The organism is Phycisphaerales bacterium AB-hyl4, assembly GCA_041821185.1.
Classification (GTDB): Bacteria; Planctomycetota; Phycisphaerae; order Phycisphaerales; family Phycisphaeraceae; genus Natronomicrosphaera; species Natronomicrosphaera hydrolytica.
Window position 1 is genome coordinate 231,116 of the sequence record JBGUBD010000007.1, and the last position, 22,873, is coordinate 253,988.

14 protein-coding genes are annotated in these 22,873 nt (G+C 65.2%); 5 read left to right on the forward strand and 9 right to left on the reverse strand.

Annotated features, from left to right (window positions below; translation table 11 throughout):
• From ACERK3_13315 to ACERK3_13330, 4 genes are all read right to left on the reverse strand, one after another.
• Positions 1–1,776, reverse strand: a complete 1,776-nt coding sequence (locus tag ACERK3_13315) for an efflux RND transporter periplasmic adaptor subunit (GenBank protein MFA9479264.1) — start codon at positions 1,774–1,776, stop codon at positions 1–3.
• A 91-nt stretch (positions 1,777–1,867) separates the two neighbouring features.
• Positions 1,868–3,802 (reverse strand): TolC family protein, encoded by a 1,935-nt coding sequence (locus tag ACERK3_13320; GenBank protein MFA9479265.1) that lies wholly within the window; start codon positions 3,800–3,802, stop codon positions 1,868–1,870.
• 220 nt (positions 3,803–4,022) lie between these two features.
• Positions 4,023–5,423 carry a sigma-54-dependent transcriptional regulator gene (locus ACERK3_13325; GenBank protein ID MFA9479266.1) on the reverse strand — a complete coding sequence of 467 codons (1,401 nt, stop codon included), beginning with the start codon at positions 5,421–5,423 and terminating at the stop codon, positions 4,023–4,025.
• A 52-nt stretch (positions 5,424–5,475) separates the two neighbouring features.
• A complete protein-coding gene (locus ACERK3_13330) occupies positions 5,476–6,054 on the reverse strand; it encodes a GNAT family N-acetyltransferase (protein ID MFA9479267.1) in 579 nt (192 codons plus the stop codon).
• Between the two features lie 543 nt (positions 6,055–6,597).
• On the opposite strand from ACERK3_13330, the gene ACERK3_13335 reads away from it, so the two are divergent.
• Entirely contained in the window at positions 6,598–7,698 is a 1,101-nt protein-coding gene (locus ACERK3_13335) for a S8 family serine peptidase (protein MFA9479268.1), read from the forward strand.
• Between the two features lie 121 nt (positions 7,699–7,819).
• Here ACERK3_13335 and ACERK3_13340 read toward each other — a convergent pair whose 3' ends face one another.
• The 5 genes from ACERK3_13340 to mqnE all read right to left on the reverse strand — a co-directional run bounded on the left by ACERK3_13340 (position 7,820) and on the right by mqnE (position 16,674).
• Entirely contained in the window at positions 7,820–11,851 is a 4,032-nt protein-coding gene (locus tag ACERK3_13340) for an efflux RND transporter permease subunit (GenBank protein MFA9479269.1), read from the reverse strand.
• A 65-nt stretch (positions 11,852–11,916) separates the two neighbouring features.
• Positions 11,917–13,488: an efflux RND transporter periplasmic adaptor subunit gene (locus ACERK3_13345; protein ID MFA9479270.1), complete on the reverse strand. Its 1,572-nt coding sequence runs from the start codon at positions 13,486–13,488 to the stop codon at positions 11,917–11,919.
• Positions 13,463–14,875: a TolC family protein gene (locus ACERK3_13350; protein ID MFA9479271.1), complete on the reverse strand. Its 1,413-nt coding sequence runs from the start codon at positions 14,873–14,875 to the stop codon at positions 13,463–13,465. The genes ACERK3_13345 and ACERK3_13350 overlap by 26 nt, the downstream gene beginning before the upstream one ends.
• Before the next feature lie 141 nt (positions 14,876–15,016).
• A complete protein-coding gene (locus ACERK3_13355; protein ID MFA9479272.1) occupies positions 15,017–15,448 on the reverse strand; it encodes a hypothetical protein in 432 nt (143 codons plus the stop codon).
• A gap of 83 nt (positions 15,449–15,531) precedes the next feature.
• Entirely contained in the window at positions 15,532–16,674 is a 1,143-nt protein-coding gene (mqnE, locus tag ACERK3_13360) for an aminofutalosine synthase MqnE (GenBank protein MFA9479273.1), read from the reverse strand.
• 184 nt (positions 16,675–16,858) lie between these two features.
• On the opposite strand from mqnE, the gene ACERK3_13365 reads away from it, so the two are divergent.
• From ACERK3_13365 to smpB, 4 genes are all read left to right on the forward strand, one after another.
• Entirely contained in the window at positions 16,859–18,145 is a 1,287-nt protein-coding gene (locus tag ACERK3_13365; protein MFA9479274.1) for a 4Fe-4S dicluster domain-containing protein, read from the forward strand.
• 320 nt (positions 18,146–18,465) lie between these two features.
• Positions 18,466–20,697, forward strand: coding sequence for a YidC/Oxa1 family insertase periplasmic-domain containing protein (locus ACERK3_13370; GenBank protein MFA9479275.1), 2,232 nt, complete (start codon positions 18,466–18,468; stop codon positions 20,695–20,697).
• A gap of 86 nt (positions 20,698–20,783) precedes the next feature.
• On the forward strand, positions 20,784–22,160 hold the full coding sequence (locus ACERK3_13375; GenBank protein ID MFA9479276.1) for a tRNA modification GTPase: 1,377 nt from the start codon (positions 20,784–20,786) through the stop codon (positions 22,158–22,160).
• 22 nt (positions 22,161–22,182) lie between these two features.
• Positions 22,183–22,671: an SsrA-binding protein SmpB gene (gene smpB, locus ACERK3_13380; protein ID MFA9479277.1), complete on the forward strand. Its 489-nt coding sequence runs from the start codon at positions 22,183–22,185 to the stop codon at positions 22,669–22,671.
• Positions 22,672–22,873 lie beyond the last annotated feature (202 nt).

The following is a 22,873-nucleotide window of genomic DNA, read 5'->3' on the forward strand; positions in this document are numbered from 1 at the left end:
TCAGTCGTCCTGTGGTTGTCGCAGTTCGCGACGTTGGCGCCGCTGCTGCATGGCCTGTTCGCGCTCTTCGGGCGACATCTGTTCGAGGCGTTCGCGCATCTGCTGGCGTTGTTCGTCGCTCATGCCTTCGCCACCGCGTCGCTGGCCGCGGCGTTGCTCGCTGTCGTCATCGTCCGATCGCGACTCCGACTCGGGGGCCTGCGCGAGTGTGATGGCGGCTTCTTCGCTGGTGGTGGGCTCACCGGGCTGGGGTTGAAGCGATGCGAGGCGGGCGACGGTCTCGCGGTCGGGCGAGAGCGGCGGGGCGAGCATGACGCGCTGGCCCGGCTCGATGCCGTCGATGATCCGCACCATGCGGTTGTTGTCCAGGCCGATCTCCACGGGGACGGCCATGGGCCCTTCGCGCGTGGGCAGGTACACCACGGGCAGTTCGCCGACGCGGACCACCGACTGTACGGGCACGTAGACCGCGTTGTCATATTGATCGACGATGATCTCGGCTCGGCAGGTCATGCCTGTGCGAAGCTCGCCGCCCGTGTCGTCGAGCGCGATCGTTGTGCTGTAGACCGTCAGGTCGGGGTTGAGCCAGATGCTCTGCGCGTCAGGCAGCGGGGCGATGCGCGTCACGCGCCCGGTGTACGTTCGGCCGGGCAACGCGTCGACCGACACACGCACCGGCTGACCGATGCGGACCTTGTCGAGGCTGGATTCGTGCACCTTCACTTCGACGCGCATCGAGCCGCTTTGCGGCAGGTAGATCAACTCCTGCCGTTGGCGGATGCTCTGGCCGGCTTCCAGCGGTTCCTGGTTGCCCCGGCGGCCGGCCTGGGCGCTGGTGGCGTAGACGACCATGCCCGAACGCGGCGCGACGATTTCGCACTTGGCGATCTGGTCTTCGATCTGTGCCAGGCGATCATTCTGCTGGGCGTATTCGAGTTGGCGGGCACGCAGCTCAGCCTGGGCCTGCACATTGTCCGCCGAGGCGCGGCGCTTCGTGCGCTCAAGTGATGCACGCTTCTGATCGACGTCGCTTTGCAGCTCGCGCAGTTTGCGGTCGTGCGCGAACGCTTCCAGCAGATCCAGGTCGGCGCGGGCGAGGCGAACGTCGAGCTCGCGGCGTTCGACGGTCAGTCGATCGCTGTCGCGCTCGTTCTGCGAGATGTACTGCTCTTCGAACAACCGCTCGGACCAGCTCAGGCGATCCTGCGCCTGGGTGAGCTCCTGCTCGGCGAGCATGATGCGCGACTGAATCTCTTCCATCTGCTTGGGGTATTCGCCTTCGATGTACTTGTTCAGATCGAGCTGGGCGAAGTCGTAAGCAAGCTCGGCGACTTCAACGTCGCTTTGGCCTTGGCTTTCAGTGACGGCGAGGTTCTCGCGGGCGCGGATGAGGCTGGCCTCGGCGTTCTGCACGCTGATCTGCTGGCTGACACGCTGCTCTTCAAATCGGCTGGCGTCGAGCTCGGCGAGCAGGTCGCCTTCTTCCACCTGTTCGCCTTCCTCAATGAGGTAGATGAGGGTGTTCTGGCCTTCCACTTCGCTGGAGAGGATGACCTGGTCGCGGGCGGCGATCGTGCCGGACTCGCTGACGCTGATGGTCATCGGCCCTTGCTCGACGGTGAACGTGGGGATGCGCAACGTGTCATCATCGCTGCGCAGCGCGCCGAACCATGTCGCAGCGGCGACGGCGGGGATCAGCAAAACGATCAGCACGGCAAGGGCGAGCCGCCACTTGCGTTTGGGGCGGTTGCTCTTCTGGTTTGTATTCTCAGGCATGGGTGGCCTCCGTTGTTACTTGCAATTGTCGATTGCGCGGGCTGCTGATCCGTGGCTTCGTCGCTTCGCTTCTCAGCCCTCGGCTTGGGTGTCAACCCTCGGCTTGGTTGGGGTCGTCTTCGTTGAGCGATTGCGGGTCGAACTCGCGCCAGAGGCCGTTGCTGTCAACTTCCAGCAGGCCGATGTCGCGTTGGATTTCCAACTCGGCGACGCGGTAGTTGACCATCGCGGCGGTCAGGGCGTTGCGGGCGACGACGAGCGCTTCCTGTGCTTCGAGCAGGTCGCGAATTTCGGCGCGGCCGGCTTGAAGAAACAGGTCGGCACTGTCGACACGTCGCTCGGCTAGCGCGACGGCCTGGGCTTGAATGCTCACGCCTTCGCGGGATTCGAGCAGCGTTCGCAGGGCGCTTCGCACGTCCAGCTTGACTTCGTCTTCCTGGGCCTGGTAATCGCGAACGCGTCGTTCGAATTCGATGAGCACATTGCGGTAGATGTTGCGCTCCGCGGTGCGGTCCAGCGGCAGGTCGAGTTCGAGCAGGGCGGTATAGACGCCGCGCTCCGGCCGAAGGCGGGCGTCAGGCTGGTTGGCGGAGTTGATGCCCCGCCGAGCGCCAAACTGACCGCTGCCGAAGAGGGTCAGCTCGGGGAGGAAGCCGTCGGCGGCGACGGCGACCTGTCGTTGTGCATCGACAATTTCGCCCTCGGCGATCCACAAATCGAGGCGGTGGTTCAATGCGAGGGCGATCGCACGTGTCTCTTCGATTTCATACGGGCCGCCCGCGGTGGGGTCGGGCTCGACGAGATCGATGGGGGCGTCCAGCGGCATCGAGCCATCGTCATCGGTTTCTTCGTCGGTGGCGGCGACAGCCAACGCCTCGCGTGCGGGGGCGAGGCGTCGCTCGATGAGTTGGACGAGCTGTTCGAGCTCATTACGTTCGAGGGTGAGGTGTGCGTCCGGCGGCAGGCCGAGCGTGGACTTGAAGTTGTCCAGTTGACTGTTGAACGACTCGCGGGCGCTGATCCATCGCGAGCGGGCGCGAAGCTCGTCCTGCGCGGCCTGGTCAACCTGGAGCTCGGGTAGAAAGCCGGCCTCGGCGAGGCGGCGGGCACGGCGGCCGGCGATGACCAGTCCGCGGTAGTTCTCTTCCGCGTTGTCGACCTGGTCCCATTGCTGGAGCACGCCGAGGTACTGGCTGGCAATGCTCACCGCGAAGGTACGCTTGAAACGCTCAAAGTTCCAGATGGCGTAGACGGCTTCGCGCTCGGCCTGCGTCAGCGGCTCGGTGACGATGAACCGACCTGCGCCGCGAAGCAGCGGGATCGAGACCGAGGCGTCGAACTGCAAGCCCATTGATGAACTGCGATCCTGCGTGAGCAGGCGGACGAGGTCGACAGCGATGCGCGAGGTAATCGCGGCACCGGTCTGCATTGTTTGTGACGCGCTGCCGATGGCGGTGCCCTCGACGCCGGTAACAGTCTGGTCGCCGCGGAGGTCGGACTCGACAAGGCCTTCGAGCAGGCCTGCGAAGGTGAGGCGGAAGGCATGGCGTTCGAGGTCGAGGGCGAGCGCGGACCGGTAGACGTTTTCTTTTTGCGTCTGGTAGGTACGGCTATTCGCGGCGGCGACCTGGAGCGCTTCGTTAAGCGTGAGCACCACCGGCTCGGGCAGCGAGAGGCTCGCGTCGACCTCGGCCTCAATCTCCGTGCGGAAGTAGTCCGGGTCCGGCCAGCGGTCGATCGGCTCGACGTCGTGGACGTTGCGGCCGGCGGGACTGCGATGGGGCAGGTCCTGCCGAAGCATCAGCCGACGGCGGAGCGTGTCGGCAGGGGAATCGATGGTGAACGGCTGCGTGCGGCCGAGGCCTTCGGTCTGCTTGGCTTCGATGATCTGGTCGGCGACGTCGTCGGCCTGGGCCCGGTAGTCGGCGGCGGACCGGCAGCCCGCGGGCGCGAGCGACAGCCCGGCGATGCTTACTGCGAGCATCGCGCTCCGCCAGGAATGGGCGCGGGTGAACGGTTGAACCATGCTTGTAGCCCTGTCAGCGAGGCAAGAAAGTCCCATCGTATGCATATCACACGCCCGCTGCCAGAGCGGTCGTTACAGGTAGAACGCGGCAGTGAGGTGTTTGTTGCAGGGGGTGGGGGTAGTTTCTGGCATGGGGTTTTTCGGTGGGAGACGGGGAAGGAAAAAGCCCACGGACGGCCATCCGTGGGCTTTAATCGACAACAGGTCAGAGGTCACGCCTCTATTCGGGTGGGGTGTCGCCTTGGGCGCGGTAGCTGTTGAGGCGGTTGTAGAGGGTTTTAAGGCTGACGCCGAGCGTTTTGGCGGTTCGGCGTTTGTCGCCCTGATAGTGGCGGAGGGTGGCGTAGATCAACTCGCGTTCGACGTCGGCGAGGCAGGCACCGACGTTGAAACTCAGCTCGCCCCGGCGGGTCGACTGGGGCGGGGCCGTGGTGTCGGCATCGGGCAACGGAAGCGTGTCGAGGCGGACGAGGTCGTCAGACATGATGTGGGCGCGCTGGATCATGTTGCGCAGCTGACGGACGTTGCCCGGCCAGTGGTAGGCGCGGAGCTGGCGGATGGCTTGAGGGGGGAGGCGTTTGTTGGTGCGGGTCTGCTTGTTGAACGTGGCGAGGAAGTGATGGGCGAGCAGTTCGACGTCGGCCTCGCGTTCGCGCAGCGGCGGGACGTGGATGGGGAAGACGCTGAGGCGGTAGAGCAGGTCTTCGCGGAGGACGCCTTCGTCCACGGCCTGCTGGGGGGAGCGGTTGGTGGCGGCGACGACGCGGACGTCGACATCGATTTCACGTTCGCCGCCGACGCGGACGATCTTGCCGGTTTCCAGGACGCGGAGGAGCCGAACCTGGAGTTCGCGTGGCATTTCGGTGATTTCATCGAGCAGGAGGGTTCCGCGATGGGCCCGTTCGAAGACGCCGCGTCGCGCCTGGCTGGCCCCGGTAAAGGAGCCTTTTTCGTGGCCGAACAGCTCGGACTCGATCAGGTTTTCGGGGATGGCGCCGCAGTTGAGGGGGATCATGGGCCCCTGGTGGCGGGCGGAGCGTTCGTGGAGCGTTTGTGCGATGAGTTCCTTGCCCGTGCCGGATTCACCGACGAGGAGGACGGCGGCCTCGGTCGGGGCGACGCGGGCGATCATGTGGTAGACCTGACACATGGCGGGCGAGTTGCCGAGCATGGGGCCGTAGTCGCAGGCGGCGAGTCGGCTGGTAGGGGGTTCGGCGGCGGCGTGGTGGTCGGTGTTTTCCTGGTGGTTCTGTTCGTCGGTGTCCTGTGCGATGACTTCAAGGTGGGTCTGGATGCGTGTGAGGTCGATGGGCTTTTTGAGATAGGCGAGGACTGGGGTGTTGAGGTTGGCGACGCGGCGGTCATCTTCGCCGACTTCGCCGATGAGGATGAGCTGGCCGAAGGGCTGGTGGTGGTCGGGGGCGTCGTCGATCAGGTCGAGGCCGGGGCCGTCGGGAAGGGCGGTGTCGAGGAGGACGAGGTCGGCAGGGGCTTGCTGGAGCATGTCTCGGGCTTCCTGGAGTGAGCGGGCGCAGCGATTGGAGTAGCCATGTCGCTGGGTCATGCGACTCAACGGCTCGAGCACGCGTTCGTCGTGCTCGACAAGCAGGGCGGCAGGCATTTGAATCCCTCCTGTGGGGTTGTTTTTCAAGAATGCTGGAGCGGTGGTGCGGTCATCGCAGGGCAACGGCCTGCGACTGGCGTGAAGTCGCGGGCTTGGCAGGGGGCGCAGGCGTGAAGTGGGCCTGACCGTTTTGCCGGTAGAGGTCGACGTAGAACTCCAGCAGGCAGGAGGCGTCATCGATGTCGCCGCGATGACGTGTGTAGCGGAGCCCGCAGCGGGCGAACAGGTTGATGATCTGAGCCGTGGGCCAGGTGGTCTGTGCGACGAGTTTGAGGTAGCCGAAGTAGTGGCAGTGCTGGACGGCGGCGATCAGGAGTTGCTCGGGGATATCAGCGTCTTCCCATGCATCGTCGATGCAGAGTTGTGTAAGGCGCGCGATCATGGGTTGTTCGTGCTGGAGGCCGGCGACGCCGACGACGATGCCGTCGATTTCGGCGATCCAGAGGTGGTTGGGCGGCTGCGTGAAATAGTCAGCCTCGACGTCGGCGGCGGTGAGCGGATTGGGCGGGACGGGACCGACCATAGGCTCGCTTTGGGCTAAAAGGCTTGCGACAGCGTTGGCATCATCGTCGCGGAATGGCCTGAGGCGGATCGGGCGGGTGATGGGAGCGGTGGTGTTCAGGTGCATTTTCGGCAACCTCCGTGTTGTCGTCAGGTCGGCCGTGGCTGGAGCCGGGCGGCGGGCCTTCTGTGGTTTTCGTGATGTCCTTCAACGTGATTGGCCGACGCTTCCAGCCGTCCACCCCTCGGCCGACCACGTTTTTTCATGCCCACACAGTAAACTTGACGATGCGAAAGAAGCCCATCCGGTGACGTCCCCAACAGCGGGGTTGGTCGCACTGAATTCACGCTCGGTGTGAGCCTTAGCCGGGGTACGGCCGACATCGGCCGCAGCGCATTCGTCAGCCGCCCGAAGGCCAGTCATTCATACGTATTGCCGAGTGAGCCGGATTTTCTAAAAAACCCGGTTTTGTAGTAGGGTTATTTTTGACAACAACTCAGCATTTCCCTTAGCATGCCCTCCGGCTAAGCCGGTTGACCGTGCGGTCAGTGCACAGGTTGAACGGGGCTTTTAAGGGGCGGAGCGTCCGTTGCGGTTTGGCGAGTTGTTGAAATTTGGGGCCACCTTTGCCGCGGGGCCGCCCTCGCGTGCGACAAGGGAACTGTCGAGATGGTGCGATTTGTCCTTGCTCTGGCGGTTGTCGTACTGACGGCCAATTTCTGCTCAGGAAGCAGTTTGCCATTCAATGATCCGCTGCACGAGCAGCAGTGGTATCTGCGCGCGATGCGTTTCGACGCGGCGTGGGCAGCGCTGGAAGCGCGGGATGTGGCGCGGAAACCGGTGGTGGTGGCGGTGGTGGATTCGGGTTTCGACCTGGATCACCCAGATTTGGCGGAGAACATGCTGCCGGGGTTCAACATTGTGGACGGCAGCGATGTGGTGGACGCCCTGACGTCACACGGGACTGGCACGGCTGGGCCGATCGGGGCAATCTCCAACAATGCCCTGGGGATCAGCCAGGCGGCGTGGACCGCGCAGGTGATGCCGATTCGTGTGACCAATCGCGAAGACGGCCGGGCGCGGACGGCGGACATCAACGCGGCAATCCGCCACGCCGCCGACGCGGGGGCGCAGGTGATCAATGTCAGCTACGGCGGCGTGCAACTGGACTCGGTGAACGCGGCAGCGCGGTATGCCCAGGAACGTGGGGCGGTTGTGATCATGCCTGCGGGCAATGAAGGGCGATATCAAGGCGATTGGAAGCGTCAGCCAAGCGTGCTCGCGGTCGGCGCGATCGGTCGCAACGGGCAGCGGGCATCGTTTTCCAACCACGGCTCGTTCGTTGATTTCGTCGCGCCGGGGCAAGGTGTGACGAGCTTGTACCCGAATCAAGGGTATGCACGCTGGAATGGTACGAGCTTTGCAAGCCCGCTTGTGGCGTCGGCGGCGGCGCTGGTGGTGGCGGCAAATCCGGAGCTGACGCCGATGCAGGTGGCGGAAGTACTGCGTCAGGCCGTGGTTGTGGATGGTGATCAGATGGAAGCGGACATGCTGCCGGGCGTGATCGACGCGGCGCGGGCGGTGGAACTGGCGGTGGCAATCGCGGAAGGCGTGATGGACGCGCCGGCGGTGGCGATGGCGGACGCGACGGCGTCGGCGGGCGGTGTGGACGAAGCGCGTTGGCAGACGCACGCGGCGGCGCGGGAGGCGGAGTTGCTTCAATCGCCACAAGGGTACGTGACGCATATCTATTCGACGCGAGCGCAGTGAAGCCGAATGCCCGTCCGCCTTGGGGCGGGGGGTGGACACCCACGGATGCAATCCGTGGGCTTTGTCATGCCGTCGAAGGCGTATGACCGGCGCATCAAGTCGAAGGCGTATGACCGGCGCATCAATCAGTGTCGGCAGGTCGTCTGAGCTTCCATTTGATTTCCTCGGCGAGGCAGTAGAGCACGGGGACGGTGAACATCGTAATGAGGACCAGGCTCATGCCGCCGACGCTGGGGATGGCCATGGGGATCATGATGTCCGCGCCGCGGCCGGTGGCGGTGAGCACGGGCAGCAGGGCGAGGATGGTCGTCGCGCTGGTCATCAGGCAGGGGCGGACACGGCGAAGGCCGGCATGCAGGACGGCTTCGCGGATCTGGGCGACCGACTCGGTCTTGCGATCGCGGAAGCTCTGGCGGAGGTAGGTCGCCATCACGACGCCGTCGTCGACCGCGATGCCGAACAGCGCGAGGAAGCCAACCCATACCGCGACCGAGAGGTTGACCGGCTGGAGTTGGAAGAGGTCGCGCATATTGACGCCGAAGACGTCGAAGTTGGCGAACCACGGTTGGCTGTAGAGGTGGAGCATGATGAACCCGCCCGCCCAGGCGACGGCGATGCCGCTGAAGACGATGAACGTGGTGACGGTCGAGCGGAACTGGAAGTAGAGGATGAGGAAGATGATCGCCAGCGCGACGGGGAGAATGACGCGCATGGTCTGCATCGTCTGCACCTGTTGTTCGTAACGCCCGGCGAACCGCCAACTCACGCCGGCGGGCACGGCAAGCTCGCCTGAGGCGATTTTTTCATCGAGATAAGCACGTGCCTGCTCGACGACGTCGATCTCGGCCTGGCCCTGCTGCGCGCCGAAGGTGACGTAGGCGGTGAGGAACGTGTCTTCGGCACGGATCATCTGCGGGCCACGGGCGTAGCGGATGTCGGCGACCTGTTCGAGCGGAACCTGTGCCCCATCGCCGGCGGGGAGCATGACGCGCTGCATGGCTTCGATGTCCTGCCGCATATCGCGGGCGTAGCGGACGCGGATGGGGTAGCGTTCCCGGCCTTCGACGGTGGTGGACACGGCCTCGCCGCCAATGGCTGCCTGGATCACCTGCTGCACGTCGTCGATGCGCAAGCCGAAGCGGGCGATCGCCTCGCGGTCGGGGTGGATCTCAAGGTAAGGCTTGCCGACGACACGGTCGGCGTTGACGGTGTTGGGGTTGATGCTGGGCAACTCGCGCAGCAAACGTTCGATCTGCACCGCGACGCGGTCGAGTGTGTCGAGGTCAGGCGCGCGGACCTTGACGCCCATGCTCGCACGCATGCCGGTCTGGAGCATGACCTGTCGAATGTTGATCGGCTGATCGAGCGGGGCCGAAGTCGCGCCGGGCAGGTCGGCGGCGGCGGCGAGCTCGTTCCAGATATCGCGCGGGCTGTTGATGTGGTCTCGCCACTGTCGGTACGGCCGACCACGCGGGTCGGGGATGATTTCGCCCTCATCGTCGCGGACGTGTTCGTTGGTATCGCGGTCGAACTTGAAGTTGATCCGCCTTCCGGCGTCGTCGGTGATGTATTCGCTTTTGTAGTCGATGACGGTTTCGATCATGGAGACGGGCGCGGGGTCGAGTGCGCTTTCCGCTCGCCCGATCTTGCCGTAGACGCCTTCGATTTCAGGGACGGAGGCGATGGCGAGGTCTTGATACTGGAGCACGTCGAGTGCTTCGCCGATCGAACCGTGGGGCATGATGGTGGGCATCCAGAGGAACGTGCCCTCGTCGAGTCGTGGCATGAACTCGCGGCCGAGGCCGGGCATGGCATGATTGGCCCAGACCCAGGGGCCGCTTAAGCGGATGGTGTCGCTGTCGCCGCCGGCGCGGTCGACGGCGGCGGGGATGAAGCTGAATGTGCGGTCGAAGCCGAGCCAGATAGATAGGCCGAGCAGGATCATGAGCACGGGGATGATGAGGAAGGCGGTTTTGACCGCGAGCAGAAAGCGGAGGATGTGTGCGTAGGCGAGCATGAACAGCCAGAAGAGCGTGAGCAGTCCGCCGATGAGCAGTGTGACGAAGATGAGGTTGCGGACGAAGCCGCGCTCGGGGCCGAGCGGTTCCCAGACTTGCGCGAGGATGACGCCGACGACAACGATGGCGACCGCGCTGGCGAGCCATGTGGCGGCGCGGCGGAGCATGCGGGCAAAGCGTTCGCTTGGTTGTGCCCACCCGGGCCGGAGCGTGCGGATAAGCGTGGGCAGCTCGTCTTCGAGCAGGTGATAGAAGACGACCGCCAGCAGCAATGCGCCGGCGAACGTGACCCAGCCCCAGTCCTGGAGCGTACCGAGCGTGACGATGGCGATCGCAGTGACGCCGAGGCCGAACAGCGCGGCGCGCAGCATGGTTCGGCCGGTGATGCGGCCGGCGATGATCAGGTGCACCGCGGCGGGGACGATGGTCAGCGCGATGAAGATCGAAGCGATGAGCACGAAGGTTTTGGTGAACGCAAGGGGGATGAACATCTTGCCCGACTCGCCGGTGAGCATGAACACGGGCAGGAAGCTGACGACGGTGGTGCTGATGGCGGTGAGCACCGCCGAGCCGACTTCGCGCACGCCGCGGAAGACGACGTCGAGGCGAGGTTCGTCGTCGCGTGCTTCGGCAAGATGTTTGAGCACGTTTTCGGTGACGATGAGCCCCATGTCGACAATCGTGCCGATGGCGATAGCAATGCCCGCCAGCGCGACAACGTTCGCGTCGATGCCGACAAGCTTCATGAGGATGAAGCTGATGAGCACCGCGAGGGGGAGCATGGCGCTGATGATCATTGCGCTGCGCAGGTGCATGACGAGCACGAGCACGACGATGATGGTGACGAGGATCTGTTGAACGAGCGCGTCGTTGAGCGTGCCGAGCGTTTCATAGATGAGGTTCGTGCGGTCGTAAAAGGGGACGACTTCAAGCTGGCTGATGTTGATCCAACCGGGCCAGTCGTCGCGCGAGGTGTTGCGGAGGAAGTTCAGCCAGGCGTCGTGGTCGAGCTCGGCGTCGGCATAGGCGTTGAAGTCGTGGGCGTCGGCAAAGTGGCGGACATCGCGGGGGGTGGTCTGATCCCAGTCGATGAGGACTTTGGCGGGCAGGCCGGGTGTGATTTCTTCGATTCGGTCTTTGAGGTTGTGGATGGCCTGGAGGGGGTTATAGCCTTCGCGGACGACGGCGACGCCGCCGACGGCTTCCGCCCCGCCGACGGTGAGCGCGCCGCGGCGGGGGCCGGGCGCTCGGCTGACGTTGGCGACATCGCCGACGCGGACGGGGACGTTGTCGTCGCGGACGGCGAGGGTAGCACGTTCGAGGTCTTCGAGCGTTTTGATGAAGCCGACGCCTCGGATGAGGTATTCGACGTTGTTGATTTCGGTGACGCCTGCGCCGACGTCGAGGTTGCTTTCGCGGACGGCGTCGAGGAGATCGCGCATGTTGACGTTGTAAGCGCGCATGGCGTCGGGATCGGCTTCGACGAGGTACTCGGGCACGTAGCCGCCGATGGATGCGACTTCGCTGATGCCTTCCGCGGCGAGCAGGCCGTAGCGGACGTACCAGTCCTGGGCGGCGCGCAGTTCGTGAAGATCCCATCCGCCGACGGGGTTGCCGTCGGGGTCGTGCCCCTGGAGGGAGTACCAGAAGACCTGGCCGAGCGCGGTGGCGTCGGGGCCGAGGGCGGGGGCGACGCCATCGGGCAGTGCGTCGGCGGGTAGACTGTTGAGTTTTTCAATGATTCGGCTGCGCGACCAGTAGAACTCGATGTCGTCGTCGAAGATGATGAAGATCATCGAAAAGCCGAGCATGGACTGGCTGCGTACTTCGCGAACGCCGGGCAGGCCCATGAGGTTGACGGTGAGCGGGTAGGTGAGCTGGTCTTCAACGTCCTGAGGCGATCGGCCGGGCCATTCGGTGAAGACGATTTGCTGGTTTTCGCCGAGGTTGGGGATGGCGTCGACGGCGACGGGGTTGCGGGGGAGCCAGTCGATGTCCCAGTCGAATGGCGCGACGGCGACGCCGTAGGCGATCAGCAGCAATGCGACGAGCGCGACGACGAGCTTCTGCTCAAGGCAGAAGCGCAGCAGCGGATCGAGCAAGGTGCGCGGCGGGTTGGGGTTCTTTTCGTTCATGGCTCATGTGTCTAAGTGAACTGCTGGGGAGAGCGCGGGCCGAGGCCCGCGGCTAAATGAAGCTGTTAGTGGTTGTGCGCGTCCTCGTGCTGCGTGTCGTCAAGCTTGGGGAGGTAGGCGTCGGGGTCGGCTTCAAATGGGGGGATGCAGCCGTCGCAGCAGAACTTGATTTCGCGGTCTTCGTGGATGAAGCGCACGGGGCCGCCCATCGAATCCAGCGGGAGGTCGGTGACGAGGCAGACGTCCAGCGGATACGGGATGACGTCGTCGGGCAAATCGGCGTCGAGGTCGAGGGCGGTCAGCTCGACGGCGGGCTGTTCGCGGAACAGTTCGGCGCGGGCCATCATGCTCGGCCTGCCGCGGATCTGCAGTTCGCTGTCGATTTTGAATGCGCCGTGGGTGACGACGTGCTCGTTTTCTTCGAGGCCGTCGCGGACGATGTAGTGTGCGTTAACGCGCGGGCCGAGAGTAATGCGCCTGCCTTCGAAGGTGGGGCGGTCGGTATCGGGTTGGCGGACGTAGACGAGGGCGGCATCGCGGCCGGTGATCAGCGCGGCGGAGGCGGGGATGAGCAGCGGCGGGTTGTCGGTGTGGTGTGCCTGGGCGTGAACCTTGCCGCGCGCGAACATGCCGGGACGGAGTTGGCCTTGCGGGTTGTCGACGTTGAGGCGGACGCGCGCGGTGCGGGTGTTGTCGTCGATGACGGGTGCGATGAAAGCAACTGTGCCGTCGTGTGTTTCGCCCGGCGCGGTGGGGACGGTGAACTCGGCGGACTGTTCGACTTCGAGCCAGGGCAGGTCGGATTCGTAGGCTTGCAGTTGGAGCCAGAGCGAGGTGAGGTCGACGATGCGGACGAGGCGGTCGCCGTCGGCGAGGCGGTCGCCTTCGCGGGCGTCGAGCTCGGCGATGACGCCGGTGAGGGGGCTGCGTAGCTCGTAAGTGCGAGGCAGGTCGTCGGCGTCGATGATGCGGTCGATCTGGTCGGCGGTGAGGCCGAAGCGTTCGAGTCGAGCGCGGGCGGCGTCGAGGGCGGACTGGCTGCGCGGGCCCTGGTCGCCGCGGTGGACGAGGCGCAGCTCGCGGGCGGCGGCGGTGATGGCGGGGCTGTCGAGTTCGGCGATGACGTCGCCACGCTCGACGGGCTTCCATGGGTAGTTGGCGTGCAGGCGATGGACGTAGCTGTCGCTTCGCGCGACGAGGTCGGTGACGCGGGTTTCGTCGTAGTCGAGCTGGCCGACGAAGTGAATGGTTTTCTCAGCGGCGCGTCGCTCGACGGGTGTGGTCTGAACTTCGAGCAGGCGGAGCGAGCGTTCGCTTAAGCGGAGGATGGGGAGGTCGCCGTCGTCCTCGTCGCCGGCGTTGTCGGGCATGGGGATGAGGTCCATGCCGCAGATGGGGCAGGTGTCGTTGGGATCGTCGGAGCGGACCTCGGGGTGCATGGAGCAGTAGTACGTTTGGCCAGCGTCGGTGACGTCGTTTGTGGTATGCACGTCGGCGTCGTGATCGTGCGGACCGTCCGCGCCGGGACTGGTGAGTCGGCCGACGACGAAGCTGGCGATGAAGGCGAGCGCGAGGCCGCCAGCGAAAAGCCAGCGGCGCACTTTACGGCGGTTATCGGCTGCGGTTGGGGTGGTCATCTTGCGGTTCTCTTGTTGATGGTGCGTTGTTGGTGGTGAGTCGGCCGACGATGCGTTCGATTTCGGCGAGGCGTTGGAAGCGGTCGACGCTGATGTTTGCGTAGGTCAGTTGCGATTCCTGCAGGGCGAGCTGGGCCTGGGTCACGGATTCGAAGACGCTTTCGCCGGCGGCGTAGCTGGCCTCGGCGGATTCGAGCGCCTCGCGGGCCATGGGCACGAGGGTCTGCTCGTAGACGGCCACGCGGCGGTCGGCGTCGCGGTAGCGGGCGTAGGCGAGGCGCAGCTCGGCTTCGAGTTCGTTGAGGCGTTGGGTGCGCTGGTGTGTGGCGGACCCGAAGGCGGCGAGGGCTTCGCGTCGCTCGGCGCGGGTGCGCTGGAACCAGATGGGCACGTTGATGGAGGCGACGACAGAGACGGTGTCGCGTGCTTCGATGGCGTCGGTGTAGTCGACGCCGAGGGCGAGTTCGGGGATGCGGTTCTGGCGGGCGAGGCGGATGTTGTGGCGTTGGCTGGTGGTTTCGAAGGCGAGGGCCTGCAACTCAGGGTTGTTTTCGGTGAGGCGGGCGAGCAGGGCGGGTTCGTCGGCTTCGAGCGAACTGGGGGGGAGCGTTGTAGGCATGGGCAGATCGTGGCGAGCGGATCGGCCGATGGCTGCGTTGAGCTGGGCGATCAGGGGCGTGCGCTGAGCTTCGAGCGTGTCGCGTTCGTCGCGTGTCTGCTCCAGAGCGACGCCGGCGCGGATGACATCGGTGTAGGGGGTGTCGCCGGCTTCGAATAGCGCCTCGGCGGATTCCATGGCGTGTTCGAGGATGCGGATGTTTTCTTCGAGCACGCGGAGGGACAGGCCGAAGAGCAGGTAGTCGCTGTAGGCCTGTCGAACGCCGTCGGCGACGGCGCGGCGCTGCTGTTCGAAGCGTTGCTCGGCGGCCAGGGCCTGGGCCATGGCGACATCGCCGCGGGCTCGCAGCGTGCCGTACCAGGGGAACGCCTGGCTGAGGCCGACGGCCTGGCGATCGCCGGTGCGCTGAACCCATACGCGGTAGCTCACGGTCGGGTCCATGAGTGCCCGGGCCTGGGGGACACGTTCGAGGGCGGCGCGCCATTCATGGAACGCGGCAGCGGGGGCGGGGTGGTGCGCCTCGGCGTAAGCGAGATAGTCGTCGAGTGTGGGGTTGGCGGGCAGGGCATGGCGGGGGTCGGCGTCGCGGTCGCCGGGCTGTTCGTCGGGCGTGGCGCGGTCGGTGTGATGCGTGCGATCGTCCACCTGCTGCCAGCGGTCGAAGGCGTAGCGTTCGCTGTCGAGGGGGCCGACGCAGCCTGTGGCGAGCGGCAGCAGCAGCGCGGGCAGTGCGAACAGGGCGCGACGGGGGTGTGAATGAGGCAGCATGGGCGTGGTCCTTTCGAGGTGCACGAAGATTCGCCGACCACAATCCGGCGGATGGCACGATGCGCATCCGGCGATCCGGCAGGTGGCGTTGTTCGTGTGATAGCGCGGACGCGATGTCGCGTCTTGCGCAAGAAAGGTAAATCAGAGCGTGAGCTGGCAGTTCAGCGCGAGCAGAGATGGGGCGCCGGTCGGCGGTGAGCCAACGTCAGGCGCGGGCGAAGCGGTGAGCATGCCAAGCGTGTGCGGGTGCATGCCGATGGGCAGTAGCGCGGCAGTCGGGGCCGACGGCTGAGGGTAGCTGGGGGCGGTGGTCAGCGGCGGCGCGTCGTTGGTCTTGCAGGCGCTGCGGAGCAGTGGCGAGCACTGGCAGGCGTCGGTGCAGTCGGAGCCGGGCTCGTTACAGGGCGTGTTATTGTCGGCCGGTTGCGGTTGAGGCGGATGGCAGGGCGGGAGCGGGGTCGAGTCGGACTGGTCGGGGGCTTCGTCGGCCAGGGCAGCGCAGCAGTGAGCAGCGGGCGTGGCAAACGCCAGCATTGCGACCAACAGCAGGGATAAGGGGGTGGTGCCCATCATGAGTAGCGGTCGATTGTAGGTCCTACAAGGGGTAATCGACAAGATGGCGGGATTATTTCAGGGCAATGGGGCGAAATCGCGGATCAGACGGTGACCGGCTGGTCGGCGAGACGCCATTGGGCACCGGTGCGCTCGACGGTGCGGTAGAGGGTGTCGCGTTCGACGGGCTCGTACCCGGCGTCGAGGATGGCGCGGCGGAGGGTGGAGACATCGACTTCCTGGTGGTTGTCTGCGCCGCCGACTTTGGTGATGTCGTACCAGACGACGGTGCCGTCCATGTCGTCGACGCCCCAGTCGAGGGCGGTCTGGGAGAAGGGGAGGGTTTGCATGATCCAGAAAGCTTTGATGTGAGAGAAGTTGTCGAGCATAAGCCGAGCGGTGGCGAGCATGCGCAGGTCGTCGAGCGCGGTCGGGCCGTAGAGGTGCTCGAGTTCGGAGTCGTCGGGAATGAAGGGGAGGGGGATGACGGTCTGGAAGCGGCCTTGGTGTCCTTCGTTGATGGCTTCGTCTTGTGCTTCGCGGAGCAGTTCCAAGTGGTGGATGCGGTCTTCGAGGGACTCGATGTGGCCATAGAGGATGGTGGCGTTGGACATCAGGCCGAGCTTGTGGGCGTGACGGTGGACGTCGAGCCATTTGTCGGAGCGGATTTTGCCTTTGAAGGCCTCATCGTGGACGCGGTCGTCGAAGACTTCCGCGCCGCCGCCTGGCAGTGAGCCGAGGCCCGCGTCTTTGAGGTCGCTGAGGACAGCGGTGAGGTCGTTGGGGCGTTTGCTGATGCGGGCGAGGTGAACGATTTCGACGGCGGTGAAGGCTTTGATGTGGAGGTTGGGGGCGGCGCTGTGGATGGCGCTGAGCAGGTCGGTGTAGTAGGAGAAGGGGAGGAAGGGGTGGAGTCCGCCGACCATGTGCAGTTCGGTAGCGCCAGCGGCGACAGCTTTGGTGGCCTCGGCGACGGCGTCGTCAACGGAATATTCATAAGCGCCTTCGTCGCCGCGTTTGCGGTGGAAGGCGCAGAACTTGCAGGAGAGGGCGCAGATGTTGGAGTAGTTGAGGTGGCGGTTGATGTTGTAGTAGGCCTTGTTGCCGTGTCGCTCGCGGCGGACGTGGTTGGCAAGCTGGCCGAGGGTGTGGATGTCGCGGGTGCGCAGGAGGGTGAGGCCGTCGTCAGCGGAGAGGCGCTGGCCGGCGTAAACCTTGTCGGCGATCGGGGCGAGTGCAGTGTCCATGGTGCAGAAGATGATAGGCGGTTGAGCGAGCGGGCGAAAGGTGGGGGGAGAGGGGATAGGCTTGGGGCGTTGGTGTGGGGCTTGTGATGGTTGGGGGGTGTGTGGGGGAACAGAGCGACTGAAGTCGCTCTGCCTTTGGGAAGGAGTGTGCGGTGGGGGGTGGGGTGTGGTTAAGATGTGGGGCATGGGATTATCTGCGGGCGATGTGCGTTTTTTTCGTGCGAAGGCGGTGCCGTTCGAAGCGCCGCCGGCGGTGCTGCCGAGCCGGGTGTTGCGGTTGACGCTGAAGCGTCGGCCGACGATGACGCCGGGGCTTCGGGTTGAGCCGGGGGCGTTGTTGAATGAGCCGGTGGAGCACGATCCGGTGGGGGTGGCGTGCCCGATCTCGGGGCGGGTGGACGCGCTGGTGCCGTGGCGGCTGGGGGAGGATCGGCGTTTTGACCTGACGATCAAGCCGATGGAGGCGGATGCGCGGTCGTCGCGGGTGTGTGTGCCGCCGTCCGGCCGTGATCTGGACGAGTGGATTGTGGCGTTGGGACAAACGGGGCCCTGGCCGAATTATGGGTTGGGTGGCGATCTGCTGGATCAGTTGGTGCTCGCGCGGGAGGCTCGGCCGCGGATGGTGATCTGCCTGGGGCTGGATGGGTTGGCGAGTTATCCGGACCGTTCGTCGCTGCTGTTCGGGATGCCGGAGTCGGCGGCGGAGGGGCTGGGGGCGCTCAAGCAGATTTGCGGGGCGAAGGTGGGCAAGCTGGTGATGGACGCCCGGCTGCCGGTGTATCGGCAGCTGCGTCAGGCGTGTCGCAAGCGGGGAGTGCGGGCGGTGGGGGTGGAGAATGTGTATCCGTCGGCGGACCCGGTGATGGTTGTGGCGGAACATGGCCCCCGGGCGGCGGCGGGGCTGCGTCGGCGGTGGCTGGAGCATGGGCAGAACCCGATGCGGCGGGGGGTGCTGGTGGTGTCGCCCTGGGTGGCGATTCGACTGGGGCGGTGGATCGAGCGGGGCGAGGTGGACCTGGCGCGGCCGGCGATGGTGGGGTGGGCTTCGCCGAGCGAGCCGATGGGAACGCAGTGGGTGTTTCCGGGGCAGCGGCTGGCGACGCTTGCGCCGGCGTTGACGGGTCGGGCAAATGATCTGCACGGCCGGGCGGTGGTGGGGCATCCGATGACCGGTCGGCCGATTGTGGCGGCCACGGGGCCGGAGGGGCCGTTGCCGCCGACGGTGCCGGAATCGGACCAGCTGGTGTGCATGGTGACGCAGCCCGTGCCGACGAAGGCGGAGCCTTGTATTTCGTGTGGCTGGTGTGCGTCGGCGTGTCCGACGAAGCTGCGACCGGTGCAGTTGGCACGGCAGGTGGATCGGGGCATTCAGCCGGACGCACTGCGGTGGTGTATTGACTGCGGGCTGTGCTCGCATGTCTGCCCGACGCACTTGCCGCTGACGCAACTGCTTCGAGCCGGGCGAGAGTAAGGGGGAATTTCGGATTTGGGATTTCGAATTTCGGAATTTGGGGAGGGAGGGCGTCGATCGTTTTCAATCTCAAATTCGAAATCCGAAATCCCAAATCCGAAATTCCCCTGCAGGAGGGCTCGTTCGCTTCCGGTTGGCGGGGTTTCTATACTGGCGGACTTGCGACGATCCGTCGCAATGCGTTGACGACACCCACGGATGGTCGACCGCTCCCCAAGCCCGCGGCTGAGCCTTGCGAATCGGCGGGGTTTCTGGCGTATAGCCGGGTGTGCGGCAGGTGATCATTCTTTATTTAGACCGCTTTCGAGGTTGATTGATTGATGAGGATTGCGATCCCCCTGCTGGCGATCGTGCTGGGCCTGCTTGTCGCTGTCGCGGTGATGCGCAGCGGCATGGCGCCGGACCAGCCTGCCATTGACCCGGCGACGGAGCACGTGCCGCCGCCGCTGACCGAAGAGCTTGCGCCCGATGCCGAGCCGGACCCGGCCACGGCGCCCGAGCCCGCGACGCCGCGCGACCCTGCCGAGCCCGATCGCGACCCGGACGAGGTCGATGAACCGGACGAGCCCGCGCCGGCGTTGGACACGTTGCAAGTGCTCCCCGCCGAGCGGCCCGCAGCGGTGCAGCTTGGTGATGATGACCCGGATACGCCGGCCCGCATGCGCGTGAACATCAGCAGTTGGGGCGCGGGCATTCGGCAGGCGGTGCTTGCCAACTACGATCGCAATATTGAGACGGACGAGCGTTACCTGATCTTCGGCACGGTCTCGGCGCCGAACCCTCGGCCGGGCCCCAACGAGCCGGACCAGTACACGATCCTGCCGTTTGCGGCGCGGTCGGTGGTGATCAACGAACAGCGCATCGACCTGCAGGCCGTGCAGTGGTCTGCCGACGACCCTGAAGCCGACGCCGCCGGCCAGCGCGTGACCTACCGCCTCATCATCGCCGACGCGGATGGCGAGCCGGTGCTCGAACTCGTCCGCCGGTTTGTACTGGCCAACGACAGCTACGATCTTCAGTTCGATCAGTTTGCGATCAACCGCTCGGACCAGCCGTTGGATGTGAGCTTCGAACAGAACATCCAAGGCGATATCACCGCGGATGACGCGACGTACCTCGGCGATCGGCGGGTGTTCGTCGCTGGCTATTTCGATGTGCGGTATGACCCCCGCCGCAACACGATCTTCACGCGCAACGGCTTCATGCCGCGGCATACGCTGATCGGCCGAGGCGATATATGGCCCAACCCCGACGTGCCGCAAGAGTCGGAGTTGGCCTGGCTTGCTTCCGAGAACCGCTACTTCGCCACGATCACGCACCCGGTGGTGACCGACGATATGCAGCGGACGGGCGACGTGCCCGCGCTGGAGCATCGTTTCCCACGTGTGGGCACGATTGCCGTCCCGCCCAACACCGACGTGCCGGACGATCGCCGGGCGGTGGTGTTCACGCTCGGCACGGACACGCTTCGCCTGGATGCGGGTGAGCAGACGGACCTGAGTTTGGCGGTTTATGCTGGCCCGCGCGATCGACGGATTTTTGAGGAACGGCCGTACGACCTGCTGGAATTCAACCAGCTGATCCGCTATGAGCTGGGCTGTGCGTTCTGCACGTTCCAGTGGCTTGCGCGGACGCTGTTGTGGATGCTCGAATGGTTCTACTGGCTGGTCGCGGACTGGGGCATCGCCATCATCCTGCTCGTGCTGCTCGTGCGGTTGCTGTTGCACCCGATCACCAAGCGCGCCCAGACGAACATGATGAAAATGGGCAAGCAGATGCAGGCGATCCAGCCTGACATGGAAAAGCTGCGCAAGAAATACAAGGACAATCAGCAGCAGCTCCAACGCGAGATGATGAAGCTCTATCGGGAGAAGGGTATCAACCCCGCGAACATGCTCGGCTGCTTGCCGATGTTCCTCCAGATGCCCATCTGGATTGCGCTCTATGCGATGCTCTACTTCGCGATCGAGCTGCGACATCAGCCTGCCTTCTACGGCGTGTTCCAGTGGATCGGCGATACGGTAGGCACGGGCTGGCTGTTCCTCGCGGACCTCTCCAGTGCCGACCACTTCATCCGCTTCCCGGGCGAAGGCTTTGAAGTCACGTTCATCCCGTTTATCAACCTTCAGTTCGCCGCGATCAACATCCTGCCGCTGCTGATGGGCCTCGTCTTCTACTTCAACATGAAGCTCACCGCGCCGCCGCCACCGGAGGGCGAGATGACCGAGCAGCAGGAGATGATGGTTCGGCAGCAGAAGATCATGCGCATCGTCTTCCCGTTCCTCATGCCGGTCTTCCTCTACTCCGCGCCGTCGGGTTTGACGCTGTACATCTGCGCGTCGACGTTCGCGGGCATCATCGACAGCTGGATCGTGCGTCGGCATGTGAAGCAGCTTGAAGATGAAGGCAGACTGTTCGAGAAGAAGCCGGTCAAGCCCGGCGGCTTCATGGACCGTATCCACAAAGTCATCGAAGCCAAGCAGCAGCAGATGTTCGAACAGCAGAAGCAGCAGACGGGCGACGGCGGCGGCAAAAAGAAAAAGCGCAAATAACGACGACGCGTTAGCCGCGAAGCGCCGCGGAGCGCGCTCGCCCCAACCACCATCGCCACGCGCGCTGCCACGCTTCGCCGCTCATCATGCCTTTGCACACCACCACGCACGACACGATCGCCGCGGTCAGCTCGCCGCCGGGCCGATCGTTGCGCGGTCTGCTTCGGCTCAGCGGCCGCGACGCACGAGCCGTGCTGTCACAACTCATCGACCTGCCCGCCGACCTGCCGCGGCGCACGCTGCAACGCGTGCGGCTGCTCGACCCGCCCATGCCGGCGTTGCTTGCCTGGTTCCCCGGCCCACACAGCTACACCGGCGACGACGTGGCCGAGTTGCAACTGCCCGGCCACCCCGCGCTGTTGGATCGCGTGCTGCATGCCATGCTCGCCGCCGGCGCACGCCTGGCCGAGCCGGGCGAGTTTACGTTTCGTGGTTATCTGGCCGGCCGGTTTGACCTGACGCAGGCCGAGGGCATCGCTGCGACCATCGCCGCCGTAAGCGACAGCCAACTCGCCGCCGCGACCATGCTGCGCGAGGGCCAACTCGCAAGCGTAACACGTGAGTTGGTCGATGAGCTTGCCACCGTGCTCGCGCTGGTGGAAGCGGGCATCGACTTTGTCGACCAGGAAGATGTGGTGCCCATCGCCCCGGCGGAGCTGCACCGTCGACTCGGATCGCTGGCGAATCGCCTGCGTGCGCTGGTGAAGCGTAGCCGATCGTGGGGCGCGCTTGAGGCGCTGCCTCGCGTGGTGCTGGTGGGCTTGCCAAGCGTGGGTAAAAGTACGCTGTTCAACGCGCTGCTCGGTCGCGAGCGGGCAGTGATTGATGCGCAGCCCGGCACGACGCGTGATGTACTTGCCGAGCCGATGACGTTGCGCGACGCGCACGGCCGATCGGTTGAGGTCATGCTCGTTGACATCGCCGGGCTCGATCGCCCCGAAGCCGCGCTCGACGAGCAGGTGCAAGCCGCAGCGCATCGCGCCATCGCGCAAGCCGACCTGTTGCTTCGGGTCACGGATACGGCCGACCAAGACGCGCCACCGTCAGCCGGTCTTACGCTCCCTCGCGACACACCGACGCTGCACGTTCGCACGAAGGCCGACATGCCATCGGTCGAGCCGCCCGCGTCGGACCAGCTCCACGTCAGCGTCCACGCCGACCTCGGCCTCGACGTGTTGCGTGACGCCGTTGCTCGCCGTATCGCCGAGCGTGGCGTCAGCGTCGCCTCGGACATGCTCGCCTTGCAGCCACGGCACGAGCACGCGCTCAAAGCCGCGAGCGAGCAGCTTGCGGACGCACTAGCCTGGGTCGAGCCACAGCGTGAAAGCCCGTCACTGGATGACGTTGAGCTGATCGCATCGCATTTACGCAGCGCGCTCGACGCGCTGGCCGGGCTCGGCGGCGAGATGACGCCCGACGACGTCATCGGCCGCGTTTTCGCCACCTTCTGCGTCGGCAAGTGAGTTCGCACTACAATAGCCCGCCATGGCCAAGTCCAAGCACAAGAAGCCCGCCAACCTCAACCCGCGCATCGAGAACCGTCGCGCCCGGCACGACTATCACATTCTCGAAAAGCTCGAGACCGGCATCGTCCTTCAGGGCACGGAGGTCAAGTCCATCCGCCTCGGCCAGGTCTCGCTTGCCGAGGGCTTCGCCCGCGTCGACCCACGCTCCGGTGAGTTGTATCTGCACAACGTCGAGATCGCCCCTTACCCTCACGCCGGCATCAACCAGCACGGCCCGAAGCAGTCGCGCAAACTGCTCGCCCACAAACGCGAGATCGACAAACTCGCCGGCTTCTCCGCGTCCAAGGGCACGACGCTCATCCCGCTGGCGATCTACTTCGTCCGTGGCAAAGCCAAGCTCGAACTTGGCGTCGCTGAGGGTAAGAAGACCCACGACAAACGCCAGGACATCAAGAAACGTGACGCCGACCGCGACATGCGCCGCGCCATGACCCGCAAAAAAATCTGAGTCTCATCCCTCACCTCAGGGCAGTGCACCTTCAGGTGCACTGGCCGCCCCCCCCCCCCCCCCCAACCCCCCACCCCCCCCCCCCCCCCCCCCCCCCCCCCCCCCCGCCCCCCCGGGGCGTGTGAGGCGTTTTTGATGAAGCGTTGGCCATTCAATGGCTCCGCGTTGGGGGCCAGCACTGCCTTATGTGGTGCCGGCAGTA

What these genes read in the sequence shown, in the direction of transcription:
- ACERK3_13330 (MFA9479267.1), bottom strand. Translation starts at nt 6,054, where the DNA reads ATGCACCTGAACACCACCGCTCCCATCACCCGCCCGATCCGCCTCAGG.
- ACERK3_13335 (MFA9479268.1), top strand. Translation starts at nt 6,598, where the DNA reads ATGGTGCGATTTGTCCTTGCTCTGGCGGTTGTCGTACTGACGGCCAAT.
- mqnE (MFA9479273.1), bottom strand. Translation starts at nt 16,674, where the DNA reads ATGGACACTGCACTCGCCCCGATCGCCGACAAGGTTTACGCCGGCCAG.
- ACERK3_13340 (MFA9479269.1), bottom strand. Translation starts at nt 11,851, where the DNA reads ATGAACGAAAAGAACCCCAACCCGCCGCGCACCTTGCTCGATCCGCTG.
- ACERK3_13370 (MFA9479275.1), top strand. Translation starts at nt 18,466, where the DNA reads ATGAGGATTGCGATCCCCCTGCTGGCGATCGTGCTGGGCCTGCTTGTC.
- ACERK3_13350 (MFA9479271.1), bottom strand. Translation starts at nt 14,875, where the DNA reads ATGCTGCCTCATTCACACCCCCGTCGCGCCCTGTTCGCACTGCCCGCG.
- ACERK3_13375 (MFA9479276.1), top strand. Translation starts at nt 20,784, where the DNA reads ATGCCTTTGCACACCACCACGCACGACACGATCGCCGCGGTCAGCTCG.
- ACERK3_13320 (MFA9479265.1), bottom strand. Translation starts at nt 3,802, where the DNA reads ATGGTTCAACCGTTCACCCGCGCCCATTCCTGGCGGAGCGCGATGCTC.
- ACERK3_13365 (MFA9479274.1), top strand. Translation starts at nt 16,859, where the DNA reads ATGGGATTATCTGCGGGCGATGTGCGTTTTTTTCGTGCGAAGGCGGTG.
- ACERK3_13325 (MFA9479266.1), bottom strand. Translation starts at nt 5,423, where the DNA reads ATGCCTGCCGCCCTGCTTGTCGAGCACGACGAACGCGTGCTCGAGCCG.
- ACERK3_13355 (MFA9479272.1), bottom strand. Translation starts at nt 15,448, where the DNA reads ATGATGGGCACCACCCCCTTATCCCTGCTGTTGGTCGCAATGCTGGCG.
- ACERK3_13345 (MFA9479270.1), bottom strand. Translation starts at nt 13,488, where the DNA reads ATGACCACCCCAACCGCAGCCGATAACCGCCGTAAAGTGCGCCGCTGG.
- ACERK3_13315 (MFA9479264.1), bottom strand. Translation starts at nt 1,776, where the DNA reads ATGCCTGAGAATACAAACCAGAAGAGCAACCGCCCCAAACGCAAGTGG.
- smpB (MFA9479277.1), top strand. Translation starts at nt 22,183, where the DNA reads ATGGCCAAGTCCAAGCACAAGAAGCCCGCCAACCTCAACCCGCGCATC.